Origin of the sequence: Mesorhizobium sp. NZP2298 (assembly GCF_013170825.1) — a bacterium.
Taxonomy (GTDB): Bacteria; Pseudomonadota; Alphaproteobacteria; order Rhizobiales; family Rhizobiaceae; genus Mesorhizobium.
Map to the genome: position 1 here is coordinate 3,009,797 of NZ_CP033365.1, position 21,545 is coordinate 3,031,341.

The window sequence follows — 21,545 nt, forward strand, 5'->3', positions numbered from 1 at the left end:
CCTGCATGAGGTTCGCACAGATGTCGTAAAGACAGTCTGTCGACATGGAATGGGAGCCAGCTTGCGGTCCCCAATTAGTCACCCATCAGGAATTCTTCTCAAAACAGCGCCTTCTCCAGCGGCCCCTCCAGCGTCTCGGCGAACGCCGTCGCCAGGTGGTGCCGGTCGCGAAACGCCAGTTTGCCACCGATGTAGACGTGGCACTCGGTCGGGCCGCAGAAGCGGTCGGTGAGGTCGACATAGAGCGTGTCGGGCACGCTTTTCACCACGGCGCGCTCTTGCGCCGCGGTGCCGTCATTGGCGGCCTGCGCCCTCGGCGTGTCGCAGCGCGAGGGGGCTTCGCGCCACCACAGCGCGCGGGCCACGCAGGAATCGGCGAAGCTGTCGCCGATCGGCGTGTCGCGGATGACCGCCGTCTCGACGCCGGCCTGGCTGAAGGCCTGCAAGGTGGAGCGCAGGCCGGCCTGCCAGCGCGCGGTTTCTTGTTTGCGGCCGGCGGCGCTCATGTCGCGCGTCAGATTGCCGATCGAGAATTCCGAAATCACCACCAGGCGCGGCTTGCGGCGGATGATTTCCGCTATCGCCTGTTCGCGCCAGGCGTCGCATTCGGTGTAGTCGCGCTTCAGCACGGTGTTGAAGGTCGAGAGGCGCGAGGCGCGGCACGAGGATTTGAGATAGGTGACCACTTTTGTGTCGTTGCGGCTCGCCGCCTCGACCAGCGGTGTCGACCAGTGGTCGGCATGCGAGTCGCCGAACAGCACGATGGTGTGGGCGGCGTCGGCCGGGCCGAACGTGCAGGGTTTGGGCTTCACCGTGTGGAAGTCGAGCAGGCAGTTCTTGTCGGTGGCGCGCGCGATGGAGGGCTGTTCGGCGGCCTCTTCGATGCCGCGCTGGGCCGGGTCGATGTTGCGCGTGGCCAGATGCGCATTGGCATAGGCCACGGCCACGCCCACCCCGGTCAGCGCCAGGGCGGGGGCGAGCGCTCGCGCGCCGGCCATCAGCCCGCCACCGAGGCGCGCCGGGTTCTCGATCAGGTGGTAGGTGAGGAACGCCAACGCCAGCGCCAGCGCGGCGCAGCCGAGGCGCTGCGGGGTGGTGAGGTCCGGCGCCAGCATCCCGGCATAGACGATGACAGGCCAATGCCAGAGATAGAGCGAATAGGAGAGCGTGCCGATCCATTGCAGGGGCGGCAGCGAAAGCATGGTGGCCGGCGCCAGGGCCTGCCAACCGGTCGGGCTGGCTCTGTGGCCGTCGCGTTCCTCGCCCGCGCCGCTCAAAAGCACCAGCACCGTGCCGGCAACCGGGAGAACCGCGTACCAGCCGGGGAAGGGCAGGTCTTCGCTCAAGGTGAGATAGGCCGCCGCGATCAGCGCCAGGCCGAGCCAGCCCTGCGCCGCGCGCAGCCCTGGCCGGCGCTGCCACAAGGCCGCCGGCGCCAGCGTCGCCAGGCCGCCGGCGGCGAACTCCCAGGCGCGCAATGGCGAGAAGTAGAAGGCCCAGGCCGGCGAAAGGCTGGTGAGCCACAGGCAGGCGGCAAAGGAGGCGAGGCCGGCGACGCCGATCACCACGACCGCCATGCGCTTGCCCCGATGCAGCCAGGCGGCGAAGAGCAGCAGCGCCGGCCAGACGAGATAGAACTGCTCCTCCACCGACAGCGACCAGAAATGGATGAAGGGATTGCTCAAGGCATCGGCGGCGAAATAGTCGAACGACCAGCGCAGCAGCCACAGATTGATGGCGTAGGCCGAGGCGAACATGGCGCCGCGCGAATAGAGCGCCTGCTCCTGCGGCGCGAGGATGAAATAGCCCGCGCCAAGCGTCGCCAGGATGACGAACAGGGCCGCCGGCAGAAGCCGCCGGGCGCGCCGGGCATAAAAGCGCCAGAGGTCGAGCCGGCCGGTCCTGGTGATCTCGCCCATCAGATGCGTCGTGATCAGCCAGCCGGAAATGACGAAGAAGATGTCGACGCCGGCAAAGCCGCCGGGCAAGGCCGTGAGGCCGAAATGATAGGCGACGACGCCGCCGACCGCCAGCGCGCGCAACCCCTGTATGTCTGGCCGGAACGATGCCGTCACGAGGCCTCCTTCGTGCGCCCAAGCCCAACAACCCTGCCCAAGCCCAGCGCTTGCCGATCTCGGCCGGGCAGGTCGCTATCGCAATGCAGCAAGTTTTTCGCAGTGCAACATGGCCAGAACAAGGAGACGAGGGAGAGACTCAAGGCGTGCCACGGCCGCGCGGCCGGCGATCACGGAACCGTGTCTGGCCCTTGCTTGACGCGACGCGGCGGCGATGCGATCTCGGCTCGTCATTTTGGCAAGGGGATATCATGAAGAAGACCTACGAAAAGCCGGTGCTCGTGAAGCGCGAGCAGCTTTCCCGCGTCACCGCGGCCAGTGTGGCATCGGGAAAGCCCGTCTAAGCCGGCTGGTTTCGCCGCTCGCAGGCGGGCGGCGAGGCGGACCGTTGTCGGGCACCTCGACTGTTCGACAGCCCACCATCACAAAACAGCCCCGCGAACGGGGCTGTTTTTTTAACGGAGGGCAAACGCTATCAGCTGCCGCCGTTCAATTTCACGCTGCTGCAGAATTCCGGATGGGAGTTGGCGGGAGTGGCGTTCTTGGCCTCGTCCGCACAAGCCGTCTTCATCGAAGCCTGGTCGTCCGGCGTCAGCGCCTTCCAGGCTTTGACGAAATCGTCATTGCCGCGCAGCGTCTTCATGCTGGAATCGGTGTAGAAGGGCTGCATCTTGGCCGGATCGTCGAGAGCGGATGTGCCGGTGCTGCCGCCCGCGAGAGCAGAGCCGGCGGCCATTGAAAGCGCCACGGCGCCAAGACAGATCATCTTGATATTCATGATAGGATCCTTCCCTGTTGCTTTGTGACCGTCGAAGCAACGATCAAGGTCATAACGGAAGGATTTGGATAAAAGTTCCGGTTTCCAGCGCGAAATGGCGCTCGATTTTCCAAAATATATCTGAAAAATCTTGAAACTTTTCTGGATTTTGTCGTAATCCAGGATGAAAGCTCTTTTGTTGCATCAGCAATCCCACTGCCGACGCGAAACACGGGCGGCATGGGCGGGCCGGACGCGGCAGCATCCGGCCAATTTCAGAATTTCCCGGCCCCGTGATTGTTCCGTGCCGGCCGCCGAAAAAGGCCCCACCGGCAGGGCCAGCGGGGCATTGATCGGAGGTCTGCTACCGCCCGGGGGCGATCCCTGGAGCAACGAGAACGGCTTGCGAAAAGTTTCACGACCCTGGGCGCGGCTGTTGCCGTGGGTGGCCGGGATCGACCGGCTCCCGACCCGCCCCTGAGGCCGGCCTGTCGCGCGGCGCCGCGCTGCGATATTCTCTGGCGATGAAACTCGGCCAGAGCATAGGGTTCTGTACCTCCGCCGACGGCACGCGCATCGCCGTCGCCTCATGCGGGAAGGGCGAGGTGATCGTGCGGGCGGCGCACTGGATGAGCCATGTCGACTATGATCTGGAAAGCCCCATCTGGCGGCCATGGCTGCAGGCGCTATCGGCCCGCAACCGGTTCGTGCGCTACGATCCGCGCGGCTGCGGCCTGTCGGACCGCCATGTCGCCGATCTCTCGATCGAAGCGTGGCACGCCGACCTCGACGCGGTGACGGCAACCATCGAGGAGCCAAGATTCGTCCTGCTCGGCCTGTCACAGGGCGGCGCGCTCAGCATTGCGTACGCGCTGAGGCATCCCGAGCGTGTGTCGCATCTTGTGCTTTTGAACGCTTACGGCCAGGGCGGGCGGGTGCGGGCCAAGACCGAGGCCGAACGGTTGGAAGCGGAAACGCTGGTCAATTTTGTCCGTATCGGCTGGGGACGCGAAAACCCGGCGTTCTGCCGGTTCTTCACCAATTTGTTCATCCCCGACGGGACGCCCGAACAGCATCGCTGGTGGGGTGACCTCGAACGCGTGACGGCAACCGCCGACGTCGCCGCGCAGCTGCTCTCGCACATGCAGGGGATCGACGTGCTGGACCTTGCGGCCCGGCTGCGCGTCCCGACGCTGATCGCGCATAGCCGAGGCGACATGCGGGTGCCGTTCGACGAAGGCTGCAAGCTTGCCGCGGCGATCCCCGGCGCACGCTTCGTGCCGCTTGAAAGCAAGAATCACGTGCTGTTGCCGGACGAACCGGCCTGGGCCGTGTTCCAGGACGAACTGGCCGCCTTCCTCGGGCGAGAGCGGCCCAAGCAGCCACAAATCATCCGCGAGGCCGGCCTGACAGCCGCCGAGACGGCGCTGCTGGAACTGGTCGCGGAGGGGCTCGACAACCGAGCGATCGCCGAACGCCTCGGCAAGAGCGTCAAGACCGTGCGCAACCAGCTGTCGGCGATCTTCAGCAAGCTTGGCGTGCACAGCCGATCGCAGGCGATCGTCATGGCCCTGTCGGGCATGGGCCGGACGCCATCGTGACATTGTCCGGCAAGGGCCGGACATTTGGGGCGGATCGACAGCGCATCGGTCGCCGAGGCGGGGGCGAAGGCGGGACATCTGTCCCTCGATGGCCGCGATTTTCCTGGCCGCGCGGGACCGCCGTATCATGCCAAGGGCCATTGCGGGGTCTATCCCCTCGATCGGCGGCGCGACAAGGCGCCGTTCGACAGGGGAAACCGACATGACGCAACTCAATGAAGCAACGCTCAATGAACTGGTTGGCCGCATCCTTGGCGACCTTGGCGGCGCGGTCAGCGTGCCGCTGGTGCGCATCGGCGACGCGCTCGGCCTGTACAAGACGCTGAAGGAGATCGGCCCGGCAAGTGCCGACCAGCTCGCCGACGCGGCGGGCTGCTCGCCCCGCTATGTCAGGGAATGGCTCTCGGCGCAGGCGGCCTCCGGCTACGTGCATTATGAGCAGGGGCGGTTCTCGCTGACGCCGGAGCAGTCCTTCGTTTTTGCCGAGCCCGACAGCCCGGTCAATCTGATCGGCGGGTTCGATACCGCGGCCGCGATGGTCGAGAACCAGCCCAAGGTGCAGGCGGCCTTCAAGACCGGGCGCGGCGTTGCCTGGGGCGATCAGGCAGGCTGCCTGTTCTGCGCGGTCGCACGCCTGTTCCGGCCGGGTTACGTCAATGCCCTCGTGCAGGATTGGCTGCCGGCGCTGGACGGGGTGGTCGACAGGCTTAAGGCGGGCGCTGTCGTGGCCGATGTCGGCTGCGGGCACGGGCTGTCGACGATCCTGATGGCGCAGGCGTTCCCGGCCTCGCGGTTCACCGGTTATGATTTCCATCCGGCCTCGATTGCCGCCGCGACCGCGCATGCCCGCTCGCACGGGCTGGCCAACCTCACTTTCGAGGTCGGCCGGGCGCAGGATTTCGGCGGCAGCGGCTTCGACCTCATCACCTGCTTCGACTGCCTGCACGATATGGGCGATCCGAAGGCCGCGGCGGCGCATATCCGCCAGGCGCTGAAGCAAGGCGGCACCTGGATGGTGGTCGAGCCGATGGCCGGCAACACGCTGGAGGAAAACATCAATCCGGTCGGAAGGCTCTACTACGCGGCCTCGACGATGATCTGCGTGCCGACCTCGCTGGCGCAGGAGACGGGGCTCGCGCTCGGCGCCCAGGCCGGAGAGACCCGCCTTGCGGAGGTCATCCGGTCAGGTGGCTTTTCGCGTGTCCGGCGCGCCGCCCAGACGCCGCTCAACATGGTGCTCGAAGCGACCTGACAGACCGAAATCCGCACCGCTTTCGCGGCGAGGGGTAAAGGCCGGTTCGAGCTGTTGTTCGAGCCGGCCTGGCCGCGCTTTTCCCGGGAAAACCGTCTCACACTCTTCCTGGAATTGGCCTAGCCGGCGTCGTTGCCCGCCGGCGCCGCCTCGATCTCCTGGAGATAGAACGTCTTGCTCGGCTGCAAATGGTCGACGCAGAGCTGCGCCAGCACCCAATTGTCCCTGCGTTTCAGTGCCTCGATCATCATCGTGTGGTGCTGGCGCGAGACGTCGAGCTTTTCCCGGTCGGCCAGCGAATTGGCCCGCACGGGCAGGCTGAGGCGCATGTAATGCTCGATCGAGGAGACGAGATAGGCGTTGCCGCAGGCCGAGAACATTGTGAGATGGAAACGGTCATTGGCCTCGTGGATACCTCTGAGGTAGCCGTTGTCGACATGGCTGCTGTAAGTGCGGTGGATGTCGGTCAATTGCGCGATCAGTTCATCGCTGACCGGCAGCGGGATCATCAGCGCCGCCTGGCGCTGCAGCATTTCGCGCACTTCATAGATCTGCCGCACCTCCTCGGGCGAGAGCCGGCGCACCATGGCGCCCTTGTTGCGCTCGCGCGTGACGATGCCGAGTTTTTCCAGCTGGTAGAGCGCCTGGCGGATGGTGTGGCGTGAAACCGGGAAGCGGGCGAGGAGCACATCCTCGACCAGGCGCGTGCCGGGCGCCAGCCTGCCGAAGATGATGTCCTCCTCCAGCGCGTGCACCGTGTCGGCTTCCTTGCCGCCATAGTCGAAGCCGTTGAGCATCGCGAATCCTTGTCGTTCCCGGCGCCTTGTCTGGCGGGGATGTCATTCTAGGCGGTTCATCGTTTTACGGAAACGCCGAACCGATCTGTCTTGCTTGACGCGATTTCCCTGGGGAAGCGCACGCTTTCCCGGGAAACCGCTTCACACTTCTTCAGGAATTGCGTTCGCGCACAAGGCTGACCACGAGCCTGTCAAGCAGCGGGTCGTCCAGGCTGACAGGCTGGCACATCCGCAGCGTCTGCCTGAGGCTGAGCCCGCCGACTGCCTGGCGCATTATGACCGAGACGCAGGCCGGTCCGGATCCGGTCAGAACGAAGGCATTGCCGATCAGGACCGGTTCCGAGAACGGCGCCCATTGCACGGCCATCACCGACGGCTCCCTGGTCTGGCGCCGGTTGATGCCGGCGAAATAGATCCAGTTCAGCCGCGAGATCGCCACGCCATAGTGCCAGCCGGGCACGCGCGCTCCGCCCTGGCGGTGGCCTTCGGCCCATCGGGTCACGCGCCTGAAAGTCACGCGCTCGGCCTCGCGCCGCACGAAGGTGACCGACCGCATGACAAGGTCGGGGCGGTCCGGAACCGCGAAGTAGGTGAAATAGGTGCCGCTGGCGATGGCGGGGGACGGGCCGCGCACCATGTTCTCGTAAAGGATCTGGTGGATGGGCGACAGGCCCGCGTCCGCGGGCGCTTCCGGCGCGCGGTACAATTCATCCTCGTCGATCCGGAAATAGTCGCAGATCAGCTTGGCCGTCGCCCGGTTGGGCATGCTCTTGCCTTGCAAATAGCGCTCGAACTGCGTGCGGTTCATGTTCAGTCCGCGGCATACGGCGGCCACCGACGCATGGCTGCTCACCAGCCGTCGGAGATTCCTGGCAAGATTCCCGCGGATTGGCACGACACCGCCTCTCGACAGCTGTCCGGATCGCTATCCAAGAAATTGCTTATATTTCGTCAATCTCTCACACCATCGCGCTGACGCGAATGGGACCTTTGGCCAATAAGGCCCTTGCACTGTTCGACGGCTGCCCTGGCCCGGCACTGTCAAATGGGGCCCGCGCCGTGCCCTCGGGGATCGCGCGCGGCACCTATTTCTCTGACGCTGCCCGTTCGAGGACGGCAATGCGTCTGTCGGTCTCAACCTGCGCGACCTGCATCAGCGTATCGATCTCGATCATGGCTTCGACATGGTGCGCATCGATGACCGCCTTTCGCGCGAGGGTCAAAAATCCCCTGACGATCCGCAAGGTCTCGACAACGCTGGGTTGGTTTGACACGGGCATCCCTCCTCAGGCTACAACCACCAAGTGGTTGCAACGTTCCCCATGATGAATTGACTCGCCATTGCTGCATGGAGGCGTACAGTCCCCCGGTCGTCCGCCTTTCACGGCATCCGGACGCTTGGAAGCCAACTCAGGTGCTCCCGCCACCAATGCGGAGGCTAAAATGGCTGACTACCATTCAAGCAAGAATATATCCGCCCAGGACTGCGAGATTATTCGCGGTGCCTTCAGGAAATCGGTCGTGGAAAATCGCATTGCCGAACAGGAATGGCGAATGCACGCCGAGGAGCTGGCGCGCGAATTGACCGACATTGACGAGATCGACCCGGACGTTCTGGACTGGATTGTGGCCAAGTAGGCTTTGCCGTCCGCCGAAGAGGACCCGCACGGCGTCAGTCGACGTCGCTGACTTTCGGTGTGGCTTTGCGGGCGGCGGTCCTGGGCTTGGAGCCGGCGGATTCTGCTGGAGTTGGTTCGTCGGAAGAGAGCCGCTGTGCCCGCAGCCGAGCGGTCTTGGCCTCACGCGCCTGACGTTCTCCGGCAATGATGGATCGAGACTCGCGGGTGGCGCGTTCAATCCGGTTCTTGTCCTGCGGCATTCGGCCCAAGGAATTCTCCTTCGATTGGCAGCAGAATGCGCGCCAGGAGAAAATGTTCCGACGGGGATGGGACGAAAACGAACTCATTGCCCGGAACCGGGAGTCGACGGGGAAGTTGTGGCAAAGCTCCTTCAACCCTTTCGAAAGCCGCTCCATGGAAAAAACGTTCAACCGCATGGCCGGCGCGGTCGCCCGCGCCACCGGCAGACCTTCGGCCTTCGCCCTGTGCCTGACATCGGTGTTGATCTGGGCGGCGACCGGTCCGGTCTTTCACTATTCCGAGACCTGGCAGCTCATCATCAACACCGGAACCACGATCATCACGTTCCTGATGGTCTTTCTCATCCAGAACACACAGAACCGGGATGGTGCGGCCATCCAGGCCAAGCTGGACGAACTCATCCGGTCCGGTCTGGGCAAGAATGACTTTATCGGGATCGAGCATCTCACGGAGAGGGAGGTGGAGGAATTTCGCTCCGCCTGCGAGCGGGCCAAGACGGCGAACGCGGAAAAGGCGGAAAAGGCGGAAAAGGCCTAGCCTCCTTGAGCCTCGCGTGGGGGCGCGGCCGTGGCCCGGCTCTCTATTTCCTTCAGCTCTGCATCGATGGCCGCGGGCGAAGCGTGTTCAAGCCCCACCACCTCGTTGCGGGCGGCGTCCAGGGCGACGATTATCTCGTTGAGCTTCGCCTGCATGGCCGAGGTGTCGCGGTAGTTCTGGATCAGGACCACGCCTGTCAGGCACATCGCTGAAATGGATATGATGTAGGTTCCGAGCGTCGCGCTGGTGAGCAGTGCGCAGACGAGCGCGGCGGCCAGCATCACGTAGAAGCCCGGCGGCTTGGAGAAGAACTCGGCGAGGGCATAGAGAGGTCTGTCCACCCAAATCTCCGATTGAGGATGCAAGGAGCCCGCCATGCCGATGAGGGCGGCGGGCTCCTTGCCGATCGGCAAGCGGCCGATCGGACTGACTGATGTAATGTCCGGGAAAGAAGCCGGTTCCAGCTGATGTCACTAAGATCGGCTTCAGCCCAGCTTCACCTTCGGTTCGCGTGCCCACAAGCGCAGGTCGCCGAGACTGGTGACGAAGCCTGCCACGTCCTTGGCCGATGCAAGCGGGATCACCGCTTCATCCCGGACAATGCCGGCCTTGTCCAACAGTGGCGCCGCCGCTTCGACGAAACCGATGAACTTGCAGTGCGCGAAGGCGTCGGCGACAAAGTCGCGGGCGGTCGATTCCTTCAGCAGGTCGGCCATTGCGGGTTTTGCCGGCAAGAGTGCGATGGCGTCGTAAAGAACCGACGGTGCGCCAGCGATCATCTGCTGCGCGTCGATCCAGCCGCCGTCGCTCGCCTTGGCGCCGCCGACCTTAGGCGCGATGATCTCGAACTTGGCTCCGGCCTTGGTCAGCGCCTGCTTCAAGGCATTCAGCAAACCGGCATCCGTTCCCTCGGTCACCAGGATGCCGAGCTTGCGGCCTTCGAAACGGCCGGGGCCGTTCTTGAGGATGCTGAGCGCATCCGAGGCGGGAAGATCCCTGCGCGTCGGCACCGCCGCATCGGCGGGCTTCGGCATGGCTTTCAGGCCGAGTGCATCCGCCACCTTGCCGGCCAGGCCGTCATCGATGTTGAGAAGGTGGGAAACGATGCGCTCGCGAATGACAGGCGTCCGCACCTTGCTCAGTTCGAAGGTCAGCGCGGCGGCGATATGGCCTTGCTCCACGGGGTCCTGGCTGATGTAGAACTGGCGCGCCTGGCTGTAATGGTCGGCGAAGGTTTCCGACCGCAGCCGTGCCTTCGGTCCGGCTTCGACCTCGGCAAAGGAACGGAAACCCTTTTGCGGGGATTCGCGCGGACCTTCATCCCATGAGTTGGGCTGGTAGTTGGCGCGCCCGACCGGGTTGCGCATCGCCATGTGGCCGTCCTGCTGGAAATTGTGGAAGGGGCATTTCGGCGCGTTGATCGGGATGTGGGTGAAATTGGTGCTGCCCAGCCGTTTGATCTGCGTGTCGAGATAGGAGAAATTCCGGCCCTGCAACAGGGGATCGTTGGAGAAGTCGACGCCGGGCGGCACGTTCTGCGTCATGAACGCGACCTGCTCGGTCTCGGCGAAGAAATTGTCGGGCATGCGATCGAGCACCAGGCGGCCGACCGCGATCGGCGGCAGCACCTCCTCGGGAATGAGTTTTGTCGGATCGAGGATGTCGAAATCGAAGCTGTCGGCGAAGGCCTGGTCGAACAGCTGCAGCTGCAGCTCCCATTCCGGGAAATTGCCGGCATGGATCGCGTCCCAGAGATCGCGGCGGTGGAAGTCGGGGTCGGCGCCGTTGATCTTGACCGCCTCGTTCCAGGCGACAGACTGGAGGCCGAGCTTCGGCTTCCAGAGGAATTTCACAAAGGTCGATTCATCCTTGGCGTTGAGCAGCCGGAAGGTATGGACGCCGAAGCCTTCCATGAAGCGCAGCGAGCGCGGGATGGCGCGGTCGGACATCGCCCACATGATCATGTGCATGCTTTCAGGCGTGAGCGAGATGAAGTCCCAGAAATTGTCGTGCGCGGTCTGCGCCTGCGGGAAATCGCTGTCGGGCTCGGCCTTCGCGGCGTGGATCAGGTCGGGAAACTTGATCGCGTCCTGGATGAAGAACACCGGTATGTTGTTGCCGACAATGTCCCAGTTGCCTTCCTGCGTGTAGAGCTTGACGGCGAAGCCGCGCACGTCGCGGGCAAGGTCGGCCGAACCCTTGTTGCCGGCGACCGTGGAGAAGCGCACGAAAGCCGGCGTCTTCTCGCCGGCGCGCTGAAAGATGTCGGCGCGGGTGTATCTGGCCAGTGATTCATAGGTTTCGAAATAGCCGTGGGCGCCATAGCCGCGCGCATGGACGACGCGCTCGGGAATGCGCTCGTGATCGAAGTGGAAGATCTTTTCGCGGAAATGGAAGTCCTCGAGCACCGTCGGGCCACGGGCGCCGATCTTGAGCGAGTTCTGGTCGTCCGAGACCGGCCCGCCTTGCGCGGTGGTCAGCACCGGCGTCGAGCCGGATCCGGTCTGGTGCAGTTCGCCGCCTTCGCCGCGCTGCAGTTTCTGATCGTGAATGGTCGCGGCCGTTCCGGCCGGCTTGGATGTCTGCTTGGCCATGACTGAAGTCCTCGAGGGGTCAATGCGCGGGCTGCGCTGGTTCCTCAATCTCTGGCAGGGCAATGTGTTCCCTGCCGATTTCAAATCCGGACGTAAAGAAGGCCGCCGGTTGGTACGGCGGCCTTCAGGTGCTTCAAGAGCGAAGAAGCCCTCAGAGGTTCTTGTTGATCGCGGCGGCGGTCTTGTTGGTCGCGTCCTTGACCGCGGACTTGGCGTCGCCGACGGCCTTCTGGACCTTGCCCTTGGCTTCCTGTGCCGCGCCTTCGGCGCGCAGGCGATCATTGCCGACGGCCTTGCCGACACCTTCCTTGGCCTTGCCTACAGCCTGATTGGCGAGACCCGAGGCCTTGTCACTGGTGCTTCCCATGGAATGTTCCTTTTTGCGAATTGTCTGCCTGACCGGCGAGGACCAACGTCGCTTTGTCGGGAAGGTTCCGCATGCCGTGCTCCACATGCCATGGAGAGCGCGGCAAACGAAAAGGCCCGCCACCGACGCGAGGGGTGACGGGCCTTCTGGAGTAGACCGGGCGTCCCACCGCCCGGCCGTTTGCAAAACCTGTCAGCGGGACGATCGTTCCATCGTGACGAAAAGCCCGTCTTCCGCGACGCATGCGGGCGGCCTTGATCGCCAGATAAAAGAAACCCCGCCGGCCGGGGCCTGGCGGGGCTGATTGGAGGAGTAGCGGATCGAATGGGAGACGATCCACCCCTGAAACGCAAACGCCGCGCAAAGGTTCCGCTCTTTCTCCGTCAGTTCCTGTCCACCGGCTTCGAGCGCATGCGTGACACCGTCTCGCGCTCCGCCCGCTTGGAGCGCAGCGGCGGCAGGCCGCGGTCGATCAGGTCCATGTCCTCCAGCACCATGTCGCCCATGCGCTTGAAGGCGATGTCGAGCGCGCCGGCGCGGTGGGCCGAGCGCAGGAAGCCGGGCAGGGTGCGCACGGGATGGTCCGGCGCCAGCGGTTCTTCCGGAAAGACGTCGCTGGCGGCGACGATGTGGCCGCTTCTCACCGCCGCCATCAGTGCCGGGAAGTCGACCACGCCGGCGCGGCTGAGCAGGATGAAGGCAGCGCCCTTGCGCATTTTCGCAAAGGCATCGGCACCGAGAAAACCCTGGTTCTCGGAGGTTACCGAGGCGAGGACGAAGACGAAGTCGCTGCGCGACAGCACCTCGTCGAGCGAGGCCGGCTCGACGCCATTGTCGAACAGGATCGATGGCGGCAGCCAGGGGTCGAAGACCCGCGTGCGGGTGCGGAAGCCCGACAGCAGGCGGTTCAGCGCGCGGCCGAGATCGCCGAAGCCGACGATGCCGACATCGGCGCCCGACAGAAGCCGTGCCGTCGAATTGCCGTCGCCGCCCCACAACTCCTTGCCTTGCCGGAAGGCGAGGTCGGCGTCGACGATGCCGCGGGCAAGGTTCAGCGCCATGGCAAGGCCAAGCTCGGCCACCGGCTCGGCGAAGACGAGGCCGGTGGTGACGACATGGATGCCGCGCGCGAACAGCGTCTCGTAAGGCATGTTGTTGAGGAGGTTGCTCTCGACGTTGAAGACGCAGCGCAGCGCCTGCATGGCGTCGAGGGTTCCGGGCGCGATCGGCGGCTGGCCGACGATGTAGCGGGCCTGCGCCAGCACATCGGCCGGCAGGCTGGCGACGCCATCGGCCGTGGTTTCAACGACGCGGTATTCCGCCTTGAAGCGCGCCAGCTGCGGCGGCGTGAAGATCAGCTCGAGCGTGCGTGGTTCCGGCGCGCTGATCACCAGCGGCAAATCCTTGTTCGACATGATGATTCCTCCCGGCGCGACCCGCGCTCTCGCGGCAATAATCACCTCGCGTGAACCGATTTACAACTCGCAAAAATCGATTATTCATGTCCTCGGCGGACAAGAATATGCCTCTGGCCGCGCCTCGGGAGGACGAGCCATGGCACATAGGCAGGACCAGCCGCGGCGTCCGTCGATCCACGATGTGGCGAGCCGCGCCGGCGTGTCGGCCGCCACCGTCTCCAAGGTCATGGCCGGCGTCACCACGGTGAAGCCCGAGAATGCGCAACGCGTCTTCGATGCCGTCGAGCAATTGGGCTACCGCGTGGATCCGCTGGCCTCCGACATGCGCAGGGCCAGGCGCCGCATCATCGGCGCCATCATGCCGGAATTCGAAAGCGAGTTCTTCGGCCAGATGCTCACCCAGCTCGAGAGCCTCGCCGAGCAGCGCGGCTACACGCTGGTGGCGGCGTCGAGCCGCGAATCCGAAGCGCGCGAAACGGAGATCCTGGCCCGCATGCATGACTGGCGCGTCGCCGGCGTGGTGCTGGCGCCGGTGCGCAACGAGCATGGCCCGGCGGCCGCATTCATGAAGGCCAACGGCATGACCGGCGTGCTGATCGACCGCGTGTTGTCCGACGATGCCTTCGACACGGTGTCGGCCGACAGTGCCTCGGCCAGCGCCGAAGTGGCGCGCGAGCTGCTCGGCAAGGGCCACCGCCACATACTGGTCGTCGGCCTCGGCGAGCAGGCGGCGACGGTGCGCGCCCGCCTCGACGGGTTCCGCGCCACCGCGCTGCGACTGGCGCCGGATGTGCGCATCGACGTCGTGCTTGCCGAAACCGATGTCGAGCCGCTCAGGGCACGGTTGCGCGACTATTTTGCAGAAGGCGAGCGCCCGACGGCGGTCTATTCGCTGTTTCTCAAGGGCACGCTGGTGGCGTTGTCGGAATTCCGCCGTCGCGGCTGGCACTGCCCCGACGACATTTCGCTGGTCGGCTTCGACGACGCCGAATGGATGCAGGCGACATGGCCGGCCATCGCCGCCGTGGTCCAGCCGGTGCGCCAGATCGCCGGCCACGCGATGGACGCCCTGTTTGCCAGGATCGAAGGCAAGGAGGGACCGCCGACGGCGCGGCTCGAACCTTGCCGGGTCTTGATGCGGGAATCCGTTGGCTCGCCAGGCAGCGGCCCGCCTTCCGGGGAAGGGGACCGACAATAGCAGCCGCATCGTCCATAGCGCCGTGCCTGAGGCGGCTCGCACAATTGACATCGCGCGCCGAAGCGGTTTTTTATGGCGCGGTATCCAACGCGGAGGGCACTATCCGGTGAAGAAATACGAGAAGCCAAGCTGGCAGAAGCGTGAGCGGCTTTCGGCCGTCACGGCCCAGGCGAGCCCATCATCAGGTGCGACGCCGCCGCCCTGAGCGGTCTGGCGCATTCACCTGCCGAAACGCAAGGCGCGGTCGCTCGATCGCGCCTTTTGCTTTTTGGCCCCTCACGCGATGCCGGGCGCCCGCCGCGGTCCCAGATGACGCATCCTGCGGCCGATGATCATCAGTTGACGTGCCGTGTTGTTGCGCAGGCGCCGCACGCGCCATTCCAGCCCGGTTTCGGTGGTGATCTGCTTGGCGTAGACGCTCACACGCATACCTTCCTCATCCGAAGCCACCTTGACCGGGTCGTCATAAAAAGCGCCGATCTTGTCAGCCGCCATGCCTGGCGTATCCAGCCAGCGCGGAATGTGAACCGAATGGAGCTGATCGACGTCGATCATGACCCGCCCGATGCCGACGCCCGGCGTCGGGCATGTCGTCACGAATGCATCGCCAATGAAGACGACCCCATCGCGACGATGGCCTTGCGTCATGGTCAGATTGACCTGTCTGACCTCGACGGGGCTCGCCACTTCGAAGTTGCCGCACTGCGCCGATATTTCGGGCATCAGCTCGCAGAGCATCTTTTGCGGATCGGCGCGGAAATCCCGCGTCCACTGGTCGGCGACGGTGCGATAGACGAACATGTTCGCCCGCATCCTGTCGCCGATGGGAAAAACGGTGAGATAGGCGACGCGGTCCGAGGCCCGCTTGCCGTAGGAGGTGACGGCCCGATAGGCGCAATCACGCGGCGCAATGGCGAGGTCGAACCCCATCGACAGCGAATGCGCCTTCGACAGCTCGATGCGTTCGACGCCGATGGCGCGCCGCACCGCCTCGCTGTAGCCGGTGGCCACCACCAGCAGGCGGGCATTGATGACGCTGCCGTCGGCCAGCACCAGCCGCTGCCGGTCCGGTCCGGTCGAGACCTCGGTTACCTTGCCGACCGTCAACGGCACCCGCGGCGGCAAGGCGTCGCGCAGGCCGTTGATCAGCGCGCCGTAGGAAAATGCGTATTCCCACTTCTTTTCACGGGCGAAGAACTGGCCGAGGCGAAAGACATCGACGTCGGTAAACGGGGTGACGAGAGGCATGACCATCTTGTCGAGGCCGAGCTTCTCGAACAGTCGCATTTGGTTCGCGCCGATCTTCTCGGCCCGGAACTCGTCGTGATGGACGCGGTGCGGATCGATCAGCGCCACCTTGCGGCCGGCGTTTCCCAACAGTGTTGCCAGGGTGATGCCGGCCATCCCGGCGCCAATGATCGCCACGTCGACTTCAGTCGGGGTAGCCTCGGCGGGGGGCATGTCGACGCCCTCTATGCTAGTCATTTCCGTCTCCACAATCTCTGGTGGAACTATCTTCCGGGCCCATATCAACCTCAAGCAACCAGCACGGGTGGCTGGTGGTAACCAATGTTTAGGTTAATGGTGGGCGCCTCTCCTGTTTCCAGCGCGGCGCGATCGCCGAGCCATCGATGAATTCCAGGCCGCCCGCCTCGTTGAGCGTGTGCAACTTGCGCCCATTCCATAGCGCGCCTGGGGTTAAGATGGTCTCGACCACCTGCTCCATGCCGTTCACATCAAGGTGAGCGACGCGTGCGATGCCAAGGGCGGCGCCGTAGCTCCTGCGGCAATCCTGCACCGGGCGCAGCAGGTCGTTGCCGCGCTTGACCATGCGGCCGGCCGGCCGCGCCGAGGCGATGTCGACCAATACGGGGTTCTTGGGATGCGGCGTCCAGGGTCCGCGAAAATCCGGCGCCGACCACAGATACAGCGCGTCGGAGAAGGCCCCGCCGCCGTCGCGGACGGTGGCGAACAGCCACCAGCGCCCGCCATGCTCGACCAGCGTAGCGTCGCTGGCGACGATGTCGGACAAGAGCGTCGCCTCCTTGACCCATCCGCCGGGGAAGGCGGTGGCACGGTAAAGGTCGACCGTGCGGTTGGCGCAGCTTTCCGGCACCATCCAGACTTCGCCGTCGCGCTCGAAGACGAAGGGGTAGGAGAGGTGATAGGGCAGGTCGAGCACCGGCTCGGGACGTCCGATCGGCCCCGATGGGCCAAACGGCACGGCGGAGATGATGGCCTTGCCGAGGCGGTGGATATAGTCCTCGACGAACAGGGTTACCTGTCCCTGGTAGAGGATCGGAAACGGATCGGCGTAGAAGCGGCTGCCATCGTCGGGCAGCACCTGCCAGCCCGTTGCCGGATGGGCGCGCAGGTCGAACAGGTCGCGGCCATTGGTCTGGCGCCAGCCGACCTTCCAGTGCGGGGCATTGTAGCAGAGGTGATAGATCTTCTGGACGACGCGTCGCGCCAGCGCCTTGCCCGCCCTGATGCCAAGCCTGGCGGTGGAGGGTATCCGCGGCGAGGCGCCGGCCTGCGCCGGTTCAGGCAGGACGGGCACGGTGCGCGCCGTGCCATTCATTGCCGACGGGGGCATCGCCGCGACGATCAGGCTTGCCGTGCGCGCCAGCATGTCCTGGAACGAGGCAAGCGCGATGCCGCCATATTCGGTGCCCAGGCGCCCTTCGGCGACGGCGGCGCCGTTCTCCTCGATGCGGGCGACCGGCGTGCGGCCGTCGAGGATCAGCGCCAGCAGGGCCGCTTCGCCGGCGGCGCCGTCATAGGTCACGCGCCAGACCCGCGTTCCTTCCAGGCGGACGTCGCCGCAGAGGTCGATCACCAGATCAGGAGAGGCGGGCGGCTGCGTCCGGTAGGGCGCCAAAGCCGAAAGCGGCAGGCGCTTGGCCAGCCCGTCCGCCGGCAGGCCATGGATGGCCGTTTCAAGCTGAAACAGCGCCGTGGCGCTGCCTGGAATGCCGCCCCCGGCCGGCCTGGCGTCGACGGAAACCTCGACCGGGGCCAGCTCGGCCAGACGCTGCAGGAGCAGCAGGTGAAAAGCACGGACGCGCTCGCTGTCCAGGCGCAGGCTCACCCGCATGTCGCACCCCTGGCATTCCGACGTTCGGCATCTGGCCGGTGTTCGAAAATTGGACACGCGAGAGGCCCGGACGGATGGGTCGAAGTGAAATGTTGCCCCATTTGCGTCCGTCTCCTGCTCGCCTGCGCCCGCGTCACCACGCTCGTGCCTTTATCAGGCAAACTCCGTGCCAAAAATCAGGAGAGCTCCCAACATAATTAACAGTGTTTTAACAGTTGGAGGAATAGCTAGGCTGAGGCCGCAATTAATCTTGCAGGCACATGGAGTGTTGTCGGAGCGACCTTTGCAATCATCCCTGCTCTCGTTGCCGCAACAACATGCTCCAGAGGTGACGCAATACGCCCCGGAGCCAGCGCCGACGGCGTCCTATGCATCCTCGACCGTCGAGCTGGGTGACCTGAAGCGCATATTGGTGCGCCGTCGTTTCCTGATCCTCGCCACCGCCGCGCTACTGACCCTTGTGACGCTGCTCTACGGCCTGTTCACGCCGGCGCTCTACAGTTCGGTGGCCGAGATCATCATCGACCCGCAAGACCTGCAGGTGGTCACCAACGACGTCAATCCGAGCCGCGTTCCGCCCGATGGCGGCATCACCATGGTGGAAAGCCAGGTCAGCGTCGTCCAGTCGACGGGCGTGCTGCTCAGGGCCATCGAGGCAACCAACCTGACCGAGGATCCGGAATTCAACGGGCAGGGCGGGTTGGTGGGCCGTTTGCTTGGCGGCTTGCTGGGTTCGGGGTCGGCCGAAACCGACAGGACCGGAAAGACGCTCGATGCGCTGCGCCGGCGGCTGGCGGTGAAGCGGGCCGACAAGGTGCTGGTCCTGGATGTGATCGTCACCGCCAAGAGCCCCGACAAGGCGGCGAAGCTCGCCAATGCCATCGCGCAGGCCTACCTCGCCGACCAGGCGAGCGCGCGCGCGAAGATGGCCACCGACGCTTCCGATTCCATCACCGCGCGGCTGGACGAACAGCGCAAGCGCGTCCAGCAGGCCGAGAACGCGGTGGAGGCCTACAAATCCGCCCACAACATGGTCATGGCGGCGGGCAATCTGGTCAGCGACCAGGAACTGACCGAGATCAACACGCAGCTTTCCGCCGCGCAGAGCCGCACCGCGACGCTGAAGGCGCAGGTCGACCAGCTGCGCCGGTCCGGCGGTGCGCCGGACGCGACCTCGGAAGCGATGCGCTCGTCGGTGATATCGAGCCTGCGGGCGCAGGAGGCGACGCTTGTCGACCAGGTTTCGCAGCTTGGCACCGAACTCGGGCCGCGCCACCCCTCGATGATCGCGGCGCAGCAGCAGCTGCGCGACACGCGCGCCCTCATCGCGCGCGAACTCGGCCGCATCAGTGCCGCCGCCGAGACCGACTACGAACGGGCGCTGGCCAACCAGCAGGCGCTGGAGGCCAAGGTCGCCGGCATGAAGAGCAAGTCGCTCGACACCGACCAGGCGTCGGTCAAGCTGCGTGAATTGCAGCGCGACCTCGAGGCGGTGCGCTCGGTCTACGCCACCTATCTGCAGCGGGCGCAGGAAACGCGCGAGCAGATCAACGTCGACAGCACCAATGCGCGCATCATCTCGCAGGCCATGCCCGCCTTGAAGAAGAGCTGGCCGCCGCTGCCGCTGCTGCTTTTCGGCGCCCTCTTCGGCGGGCTGGGGCTGGGCACCGCGCTGGCGCTGATCGCGGAATATTCCTCGCCGACCGTGCTTTCCAGCGCGCAGATGCAATCGGCCATCGACGCGCCGGTGTTTGGCGTTCTGCCGGCGAAATCGGCGCGCCGCCGCTGGTGGCCCTTCGGCGGCGCGGCCGCCTCGGCCGGGCAGAAAACGGATGCGGTCGCGGGCCTGGCGCTGAGGCGCCTTTTCGCCTCCAGCCGGCGTCCGCCGAACTGGCCGCTGGTGCCGTCCATCCTGCTGACATCGCCGCCCGAGGACGCCGCGCAACGGGGCAGGGTGGCGCGCCTGCTCGCCAATGCGGCGGCGGCCAGGGGCAGCCGTGTCCTGTTCATCGACACCAACAATGCCGGCGGCAAGAAGGAGCCGCAACCCGGTCTCCTCGACGTGCTGCGCGGCGAATATGCCTTCGAGTCGCTGAGCCAGTACACGGCCGGCAGCAATGTCGCGGTGCTGGGCAGGGGCCGACAGAAGGCCGTCCTTTCCGAGGCGCAGGCCGTCTACTTCACGCAGCACATGCTGGCGCAGGCGGGCCGTAATTTCGACCTCGTCGTCGTCGACGGCGGCGCGCTGGCCGACAATCTCAACGCCTCGCCGCTGGTCGCCATGGTCGACGAGATCGTGATGGTCGCGACACTGAACTCGACGCCGATGCGCGATGTCACGACGGCCTCGCAGGCCATTTCCGTCATGGGGCGGTTGCCGACCGGCGCCTTGCTGGTCGACGAGGCGGCCTGACATGGCCGCGATCCGGACCGCCAACCCGGCAGCCGGCTGGGCCGGTTCGGGTCAGGTCGCGGCCGCACCCCGCGCCGACTCCGTCGACTGGGTGACGCGCTTCGGCCTGGTCGCGGTCGTGGCGCTGCTGTTCGCCATCTCCGGCGGCATGTTGTGGCTGGTGGGCTATAATTACGACGGCCTGACCGGCAACCCCGCCACCAAGATCCATCCGTCGACCTATCTGCTCGTGCTGGTGTTTGCCTGGCGCGCCTGCACCTTCGGCAATCCGGTCGGCTACATGGTGGCCATCGCCGACCGGCGGCCGGCCAGCACGCTGATGGCGGTCATCTCGATCGTGCTGCTGGTCGTCGTCATCGCGCGCCAGCGCCCCGGCATGGCCGGCATGATCGACACGTTCGTGGCGCCGGCGCTGCTGGTGATGATGCTGGCCGAGGACGACGAGAAGACATTCACCCGGATGCAGACCGTGGTTCACGCCATCATGACCGTGAACGCACTGCTGGCCCTGTTCGAGTTCGCCACCAAGACGCTGATCTTTCCCTATCGCCTCGACGGCGAAGCGTTCATGACCGACCTGCGCTCGACGGCGCTTCAGGGCCATCCGCTGTCCAATGCCACGGTCACCTCGATCTATGTGCTGGCGCTGCTCTCCGGCTCGAAATCGCTGTCCGTGCCGCTGCGGCTGGGGCTGATCGGCCTGCAATGCGCGGCTCTCGTCGCCTTCGGCGGCCGCTCCGCGATGGTGCTGACCATCTTGCTCGGCGGTTGCTACCTGCTCATCCAGGGCCTTCGCGGCTTGCGCACGGGGCGCGTCAACCTGCTTGGCGCGGCCCTGGGCCTCATCCTTGCCGCGCTGGTCCCGGTGGTCATCGCGGTGGCGGCGTCCTACGGCTTTTTCGACGCGCTGCTCGAGCGCTTCGTGTCGGACTCCGGCAGCGCCAACGCCCGCGTCGAGATGTTCGACCTTTTCAATCATCTGGAATTGCGCGACGTGATCGTGGGGCCGGATATCGACCTCATCGAGAGCCTGCGCCGCATCAGCGGCCTCGAGCAAGGCATCGAGAACCCCATCATCCGCATGGTCCTCTACCAGGGCGCCTTCTTCACCTTGCTGTTGTTCGTCGGCTTCGCGCTGTTCATGCATGAAGTGGCGCGCCGTTGCCATGCCGGCATCTGGCTGCTGATGCTGGGCTGGCTGATCCTGCTCAACACGTCCGAAAGCCTGGCGTCGAAGACGACGCTCACGACCAAATTCGTGGTGATCGCGCTGGCGCTGTATCGGCCGACGAGGGGGGTGGTGAGGCAAGGAGTGCGCGGACCGGGGGATGGTCAGCCAAAGGGCTTGCCGCTGCGTCGTTAGCGTCAGATTCCCCCGCGCCTCGTCATCCGTGCCAGCGCTTCTCCCAGGGGCCATCGTCAGGCGCAACACGTCAGGTTTCGACCGTTGCCTCATTTGATGTTCGCGGCATGGGTTCCAGGCGACCCGGTCGCAAAAGTCCGCCCAGAAAAAGTCTGACGCGGTCCCCTGGAACGAGAAGATTACGCAGGAGATTCAT

20 protein-coding genes are annotated in these 21,545 nt (G+C 65.2%); 8 read left to right on the forward strand and 12 right to left on the reverse strand.

Translation table 11 applies throughout. From position 1 onward, the window contains the following. Positions 1–98 precede the first annotated feature (98 nt). Positions 99–2,075: an acyltransferase family protein gene (locus EB231_RS14575; protein WP_172349412.1), complete on the reverse strand. Its 1,977-nt coding sequence runs from the start codon at positions 2,073–2,075 to the stop codon at positions 99–101. 251 nt (positions 2,076–2,326) lie between these two features. Here EB231_RS14575 and EB231_RS34940 point away from each other — a divergent pair, with 251 nt between their 5' ends. Next, on the forward strand, positions 2,327–2,419 hold the full coding sequence (locus EB231_RS34940; RefSeq protein WP_206681920.1) for a putative RiPP precursor: 93 nt from the start codon (positions 2,327–2,329) through the stop codon (positions 2,417–2,419). Between the two features lie 131 nt (positions 2,420–2,550). Here the strand turns inward: EB231_RS34940 and EB231_RS14580 are convergent, their stop codons facing one another. After that, positions 2,551–2,853: a hypothetical protein gene (locus EB231_RS14580; protein WP_172349413.1), complete on the reverse strand. Its 303-nt coding sequence runs from the start codon at positions 2,851–2,853 to the stop codon at positions 2,551–2,553. A 503-nt stretch (positions 2,854–3,356) separates the two neighbouring features. On the opposite strand from EB231_RS14580, the gene EB231_RS14585 reads away from it, so the two are divergent. Then, positions 3,357–4,433, forward strand: coding sequence for an alpha/beta fold hydrolase (locus EB231_RS14585; RefSeq protein WP_172349414.1), 1,077 nt, complete (start codon positions 3,357–3,359; stop codon positions 4,431–4,433). A gap of 202 nt (positions 4,434–4,635) precedes the next feature. Beyond that, the gene (locus EB231_RS14590; protein WP_172349415.1) at positions 4,636–5,685 is read left to right on the forward strand and encodes a class I SAM-dependent methyltransferase; all 1,050 of its coding nucleotides are present in this window, start codon (positions 4,636–4,638) and stop codon (positions 5,683–5,685) included. A 119-nt stretch (positions 5,686–5,804) separates the two neighbouring features. Here EB231_RS14590 and EB231_RS14595 read toward each other — a convergent pair whose 3' ends face one another. The 3 genes from EB231_RS14595 to EB231_RS14605 all read right to left on the reverse strand — a co-directional run bounded on the left by EB231_RS14595 (position 5,805) and on the right by EB231_RS14605 (position 7,756). Beyond that, entirely contained in the window at positions 5,805–6,482 is a 678-nt protein-coding gene (locus EB231_RS14595; RefSeq protein ID WP_172349416.1) for a GntR family transcriptional regulator, read from the reverse strand. A 151-nt stretch (positions 6,483–6,633) separates the two neighbouring features. Further along, positions 6,634–7,377: a helix-turn-helix domain-containing protein gene (locus tag EB231_RS14600; RefSeq protein ID WP_172349417.1), complete on the reverse strand. Its 744-nt coding sequence runs from the start codon at positions 7,375–7,377 to the stop codon at positions 6,634–6,636. A 190-nt stretch (positions 7,378–7,567) separates the two neighbouring features. Beyond that, positions 7,568–7,756, reverse strand: coding sequence for a hypothetical protein (locus tag EB231_RS14605; RefSeq protein WP_172349418.1), 189 nt, complete (start codon positions 7,754–7,756; stop codon positions 7,568–7,570). 169 nt (positions 7,757–7,925) lie between these two features. Here EB231_RS14605 and EB231_RS14610 point away from each other — a divergent pair, with 169 nt between their 5' ends. Further along, positions 7,926–8,120: a hypothetical protein gene (locus tag EB231_RS14610; protein WP_172349419.1), complete on the forward strand. Its 195-nt coding sequence runs from the start codon at positions 7,926–7,928 to the stop codon at positions 8,118–8,120. 34 nt (positions 8,121–8,154) lie between these two features. Here EB231_RS14610 and EB231_RS14615 read toward each other — a convergent pair whose 3' ends face one another. Then, on the reverse strand, positions 8,155–8,361 hold the full coding sequence (locus tag EB231_RS14615) for a hypothetical protein (protein WP_172347036.1): 207 nt from the start codon (positions 8,359–8,361) through the stop codon (positions 8,155–8,157). Positions 8,362–8,515: 154 nt separating this feature from the next. On the opposite strand from EB231_RS14615, the gene EB231_RS14620 reads away from it, so the two are divergent. After that, positions 8,516–8,899 (forward strand): low affinity iron permease family protein, encoded by a 384-nt coding sequence (locus tag EB231_RS14620; RefSeq protein WP_172349420.1) that lies wholly within the window; start codon positions 8,516–8,518, stop codon positions 8,897–8,899. On the opposite strand, the gene EB231_RS14625 is transcribed toward EB231_RS14620, so the two are convergent. The 4 genes from EB231_RS14625 to EB231_RS14640 form a co-directional block, all read right to left on the reverse strand. Beyond that, on the reverse strand, positions 8,896–9,312 hold the full coding sequence (locus tag EB231_RS14625; protein ID WP_246740954.1) for a low affinity iron permease family protein: 417 nt from the start codon (positions 9,310–9,312) through the stop codon (positions 8,896–8,898). The two genes, EB231_RS14620 and EB231_RS14625, sit on opposite strands and share 4 nt — an antisense overlap. A gap of 72 nt (positions 9,313–9,384) precedes the next feature. Next, positions 9,385–11,493, reverse strand: a complete 2,109-nt coding sequence (gene katE / locus EB231_RS14630; RefSeq protein WP_172349421.1) for a catalase — start codon at positions 11,491–11,493, stop codon at positions 9,385–9,387. Positions 11,494–11,644: 151 nt separating this feature from the next. Further along, positions 11,645–11,860, reverse strand: a complete 216-nt coding sequence (locus tag EB231_RS14635; protein ID WP_019859538.1) for a CsbD family protein — start codon at positions 11,858–11,860, stop codon at positions 11,645–11,647. A 383-nt stretch (positions 11,861–12,243) separates the two neighbouring features. Next, complete coding sequence (locus EB231_RS14640) at positions 12,244–13,275, reverse strand: hydroxyacid dehydrogenase (protein WP_172349422.1); 1,032 nt, start codon at positions 13,273–13,275, stop codon at positions 12,244–12,246. A 139-nt stretch (positions 13,276–13,414) separates the two neighbouring features. Here EB231_RS14640 and EB231_RS14645 point away from each other — a divergent pair, with 139 nt between their 5' ends. Beyond that, on the forward strand, positions 13,415–14,476 hold the full coding sequence (locus EB231_RS14645; RefSeq protein WP_172349423.1) for a LacI family DNA-binding transcriptional regulator: 1,062 nt from the start codon (positions 13,415–13,417) through the stop codon (positions 14,474–14,476). Positions 14,477–14,752: 276 nt separating this feature from the next. On the opposite strand, the gene EB231_RS14650 is transcribed toward EB231_RS14645, so the two are convergent. Beyond that, complete coding sequence (locus EB231_RS14650; protein ID WP_172349424.1) at positions 14,753–15,961, reverse strand: FAD-dependent oxidoreductase; 1,209 nt, start codon at positions 15,959–15,961, stop codon at positions 14,753–14,755. An 88-nt stretch (positions 15,962–16,049) separates the two neighbouring features. Next, positions 16,050–17,573: a glucosamine inositolphosphorylceramide transferase family protein gene (locus EB231_RS14655; RefSeq protein WP_172349425.1), complete on the reverse strand. Its 1,524-nt coding sequence runs from the start codon at positions 17,571–17,573 to the stop codon at positions 16,050–16,052. A gap of 283 nt (positions 17,574–17,856) precedes the next feature. Between EB231_RS14655 and EB231_RS14660 the strand changes: the two genes are divergently transcribed. Both EB231_RS14660 and EB231_RS14665 read left to right on the forward strand, forming a co-directional pair. Next, positions 17,857–19,986: a GumC family protein gene (locus tag EB231_RS14660; RefSeq protein WP_172349426.1), complete on the forward strand. Its 2,130-nt coding sequence runs from the start codon at positions 17,857–17,859 to the stop codon at positions 19,984–19,986. A 1-nt stretch (position 19,987) separates the two neighbouring features. Next, positions 19,988–21,349: a VpsF family polysaccharide biosynthesis protein gene (locus tag EB231_RS14665; RefSeq protein WP_172349427.1), complete on the forward strand. Its 1,362-nt coding sequence runs from the start codon at positions 19,988–19,990 to the stop codon at positions 21,347–21,349. The last annotated feature ends 196 nt before the right edge of the window (positions 21,350–21,545 follow it).

What these genes read in the sequence shown, in the direction of transcription:
- EB231_RS34940 (WP_206681920.1), top strand. Translation starts at nt 2,327, where the DNA reads ATGAAGAAGACCTACGAAAAGCCGGTGCTCGTGAAGCGCGAGCAGCTT.
- EB231_RS14580 (WP_172349413.1), bottom strand. Translation starts at nt 2,853, where the DNA reads ATGAATATCAAGATGATCTGTCTTGGCGCCGTGGCGCTTTCAATGGCC.
- EB231_RS14585 (WP_172349414.1), top strand. Translation starts at nt 3,357, where the DNA reads ATGAAACTCGGCCAGAGCATAGGGTTCTGTACCTCCGCCGACGGCACG.
- EB231_RS14590 (WP_172349415.1), top strand. Translation starts at nt 4,636, where the DNA reads ATGACGCAACTCAATGAAGCAACGCTCAATGAACTGGTTGGCCGCATC.
- EB231_RS14595 (WP_172349416.1), bottom strand. Translation starts at nt 6,482, where the DNA reads ATGCTCAACGGCTTCGACTATGGCGGCAAGGAAGCCGACACGGTGCAC.
- EB231_RS14610 (WP_172349419.1), top strand. Translation starts at nt 7,926, where the DNA reads ATGGCTGACTACCATTCAAGCAAGAATATATCCGCCCAGGACTGCGAG.
- EB231_RS14615 (WP_172347036.1), bottom strand. Translation starts at nt 8,361, where the DNA reads ATGCCGCAGGACAAGAACCGGATTGAACGCGCCACCCGCGAGTCTCGA.
- EB231_RS14620 (WP_172349420.1), top strand. Translation starts at nt 8,516, where the DNA reads ATGGAAAAAACGTTCAACCGCATGGCCGGCGCGGTCGCCCGCGCCACC.
- katE (WP_172349421.1), bottom strand. Translation starts at nt 11,493, where the DNA reads ATGGCCAAGCAGACATCCAAGCCGGCCGGAACGGCCGCGACCATTCAC.
- EB231_RS14635 (WP_019859538.1), bottom strand. Translation starts at nt 11,860, where the DNA reads ATGGGAAGCACCAGTGACAAGGCCTCGGGTCTCGCCAATCAGGCTGTA.
- EB231_RS14640 (WP_172349422.1), bottom strand. Translation starts at nt 13,275, where the DNA reads ATGTCGAACAAGGATTTGCCGCTGGTGATCAGCGCGCCGGAACCACGC.
- EB231_RS14645 (WP_172349423.1), top strand. Translation starts at nt 13,415, where the DNA reads ATGGCACATAGGCAGGACCAGCCGCGGCGTCCGTCGATCCACGATGTG.
- EB231_RS14650 (WP_172349424.1), bottom strand. Translation starts at nt 15,961, where the DNA reads ATGACTAGCATAGAGGGCGTCGACATGCCCCCCGCCGAGGCTACCCCG.
- EB231_RS14655 (WP_172349425.1), bottom strand. Translation starts at nt 17,573, where the DNA reads ATGCGGGTGAGCCTGCGCCTGGACAGCGAGCGCGTCCGTGCTTTTCAC.
- EB231_RS14665 (WP_172349427.1), top strand. Translation starts at nt 19,988, where the DNA reads ATGGCCGCGATCCGGACCGCCAACCCGGCAGCCGGCTGGGCCGGTTCG.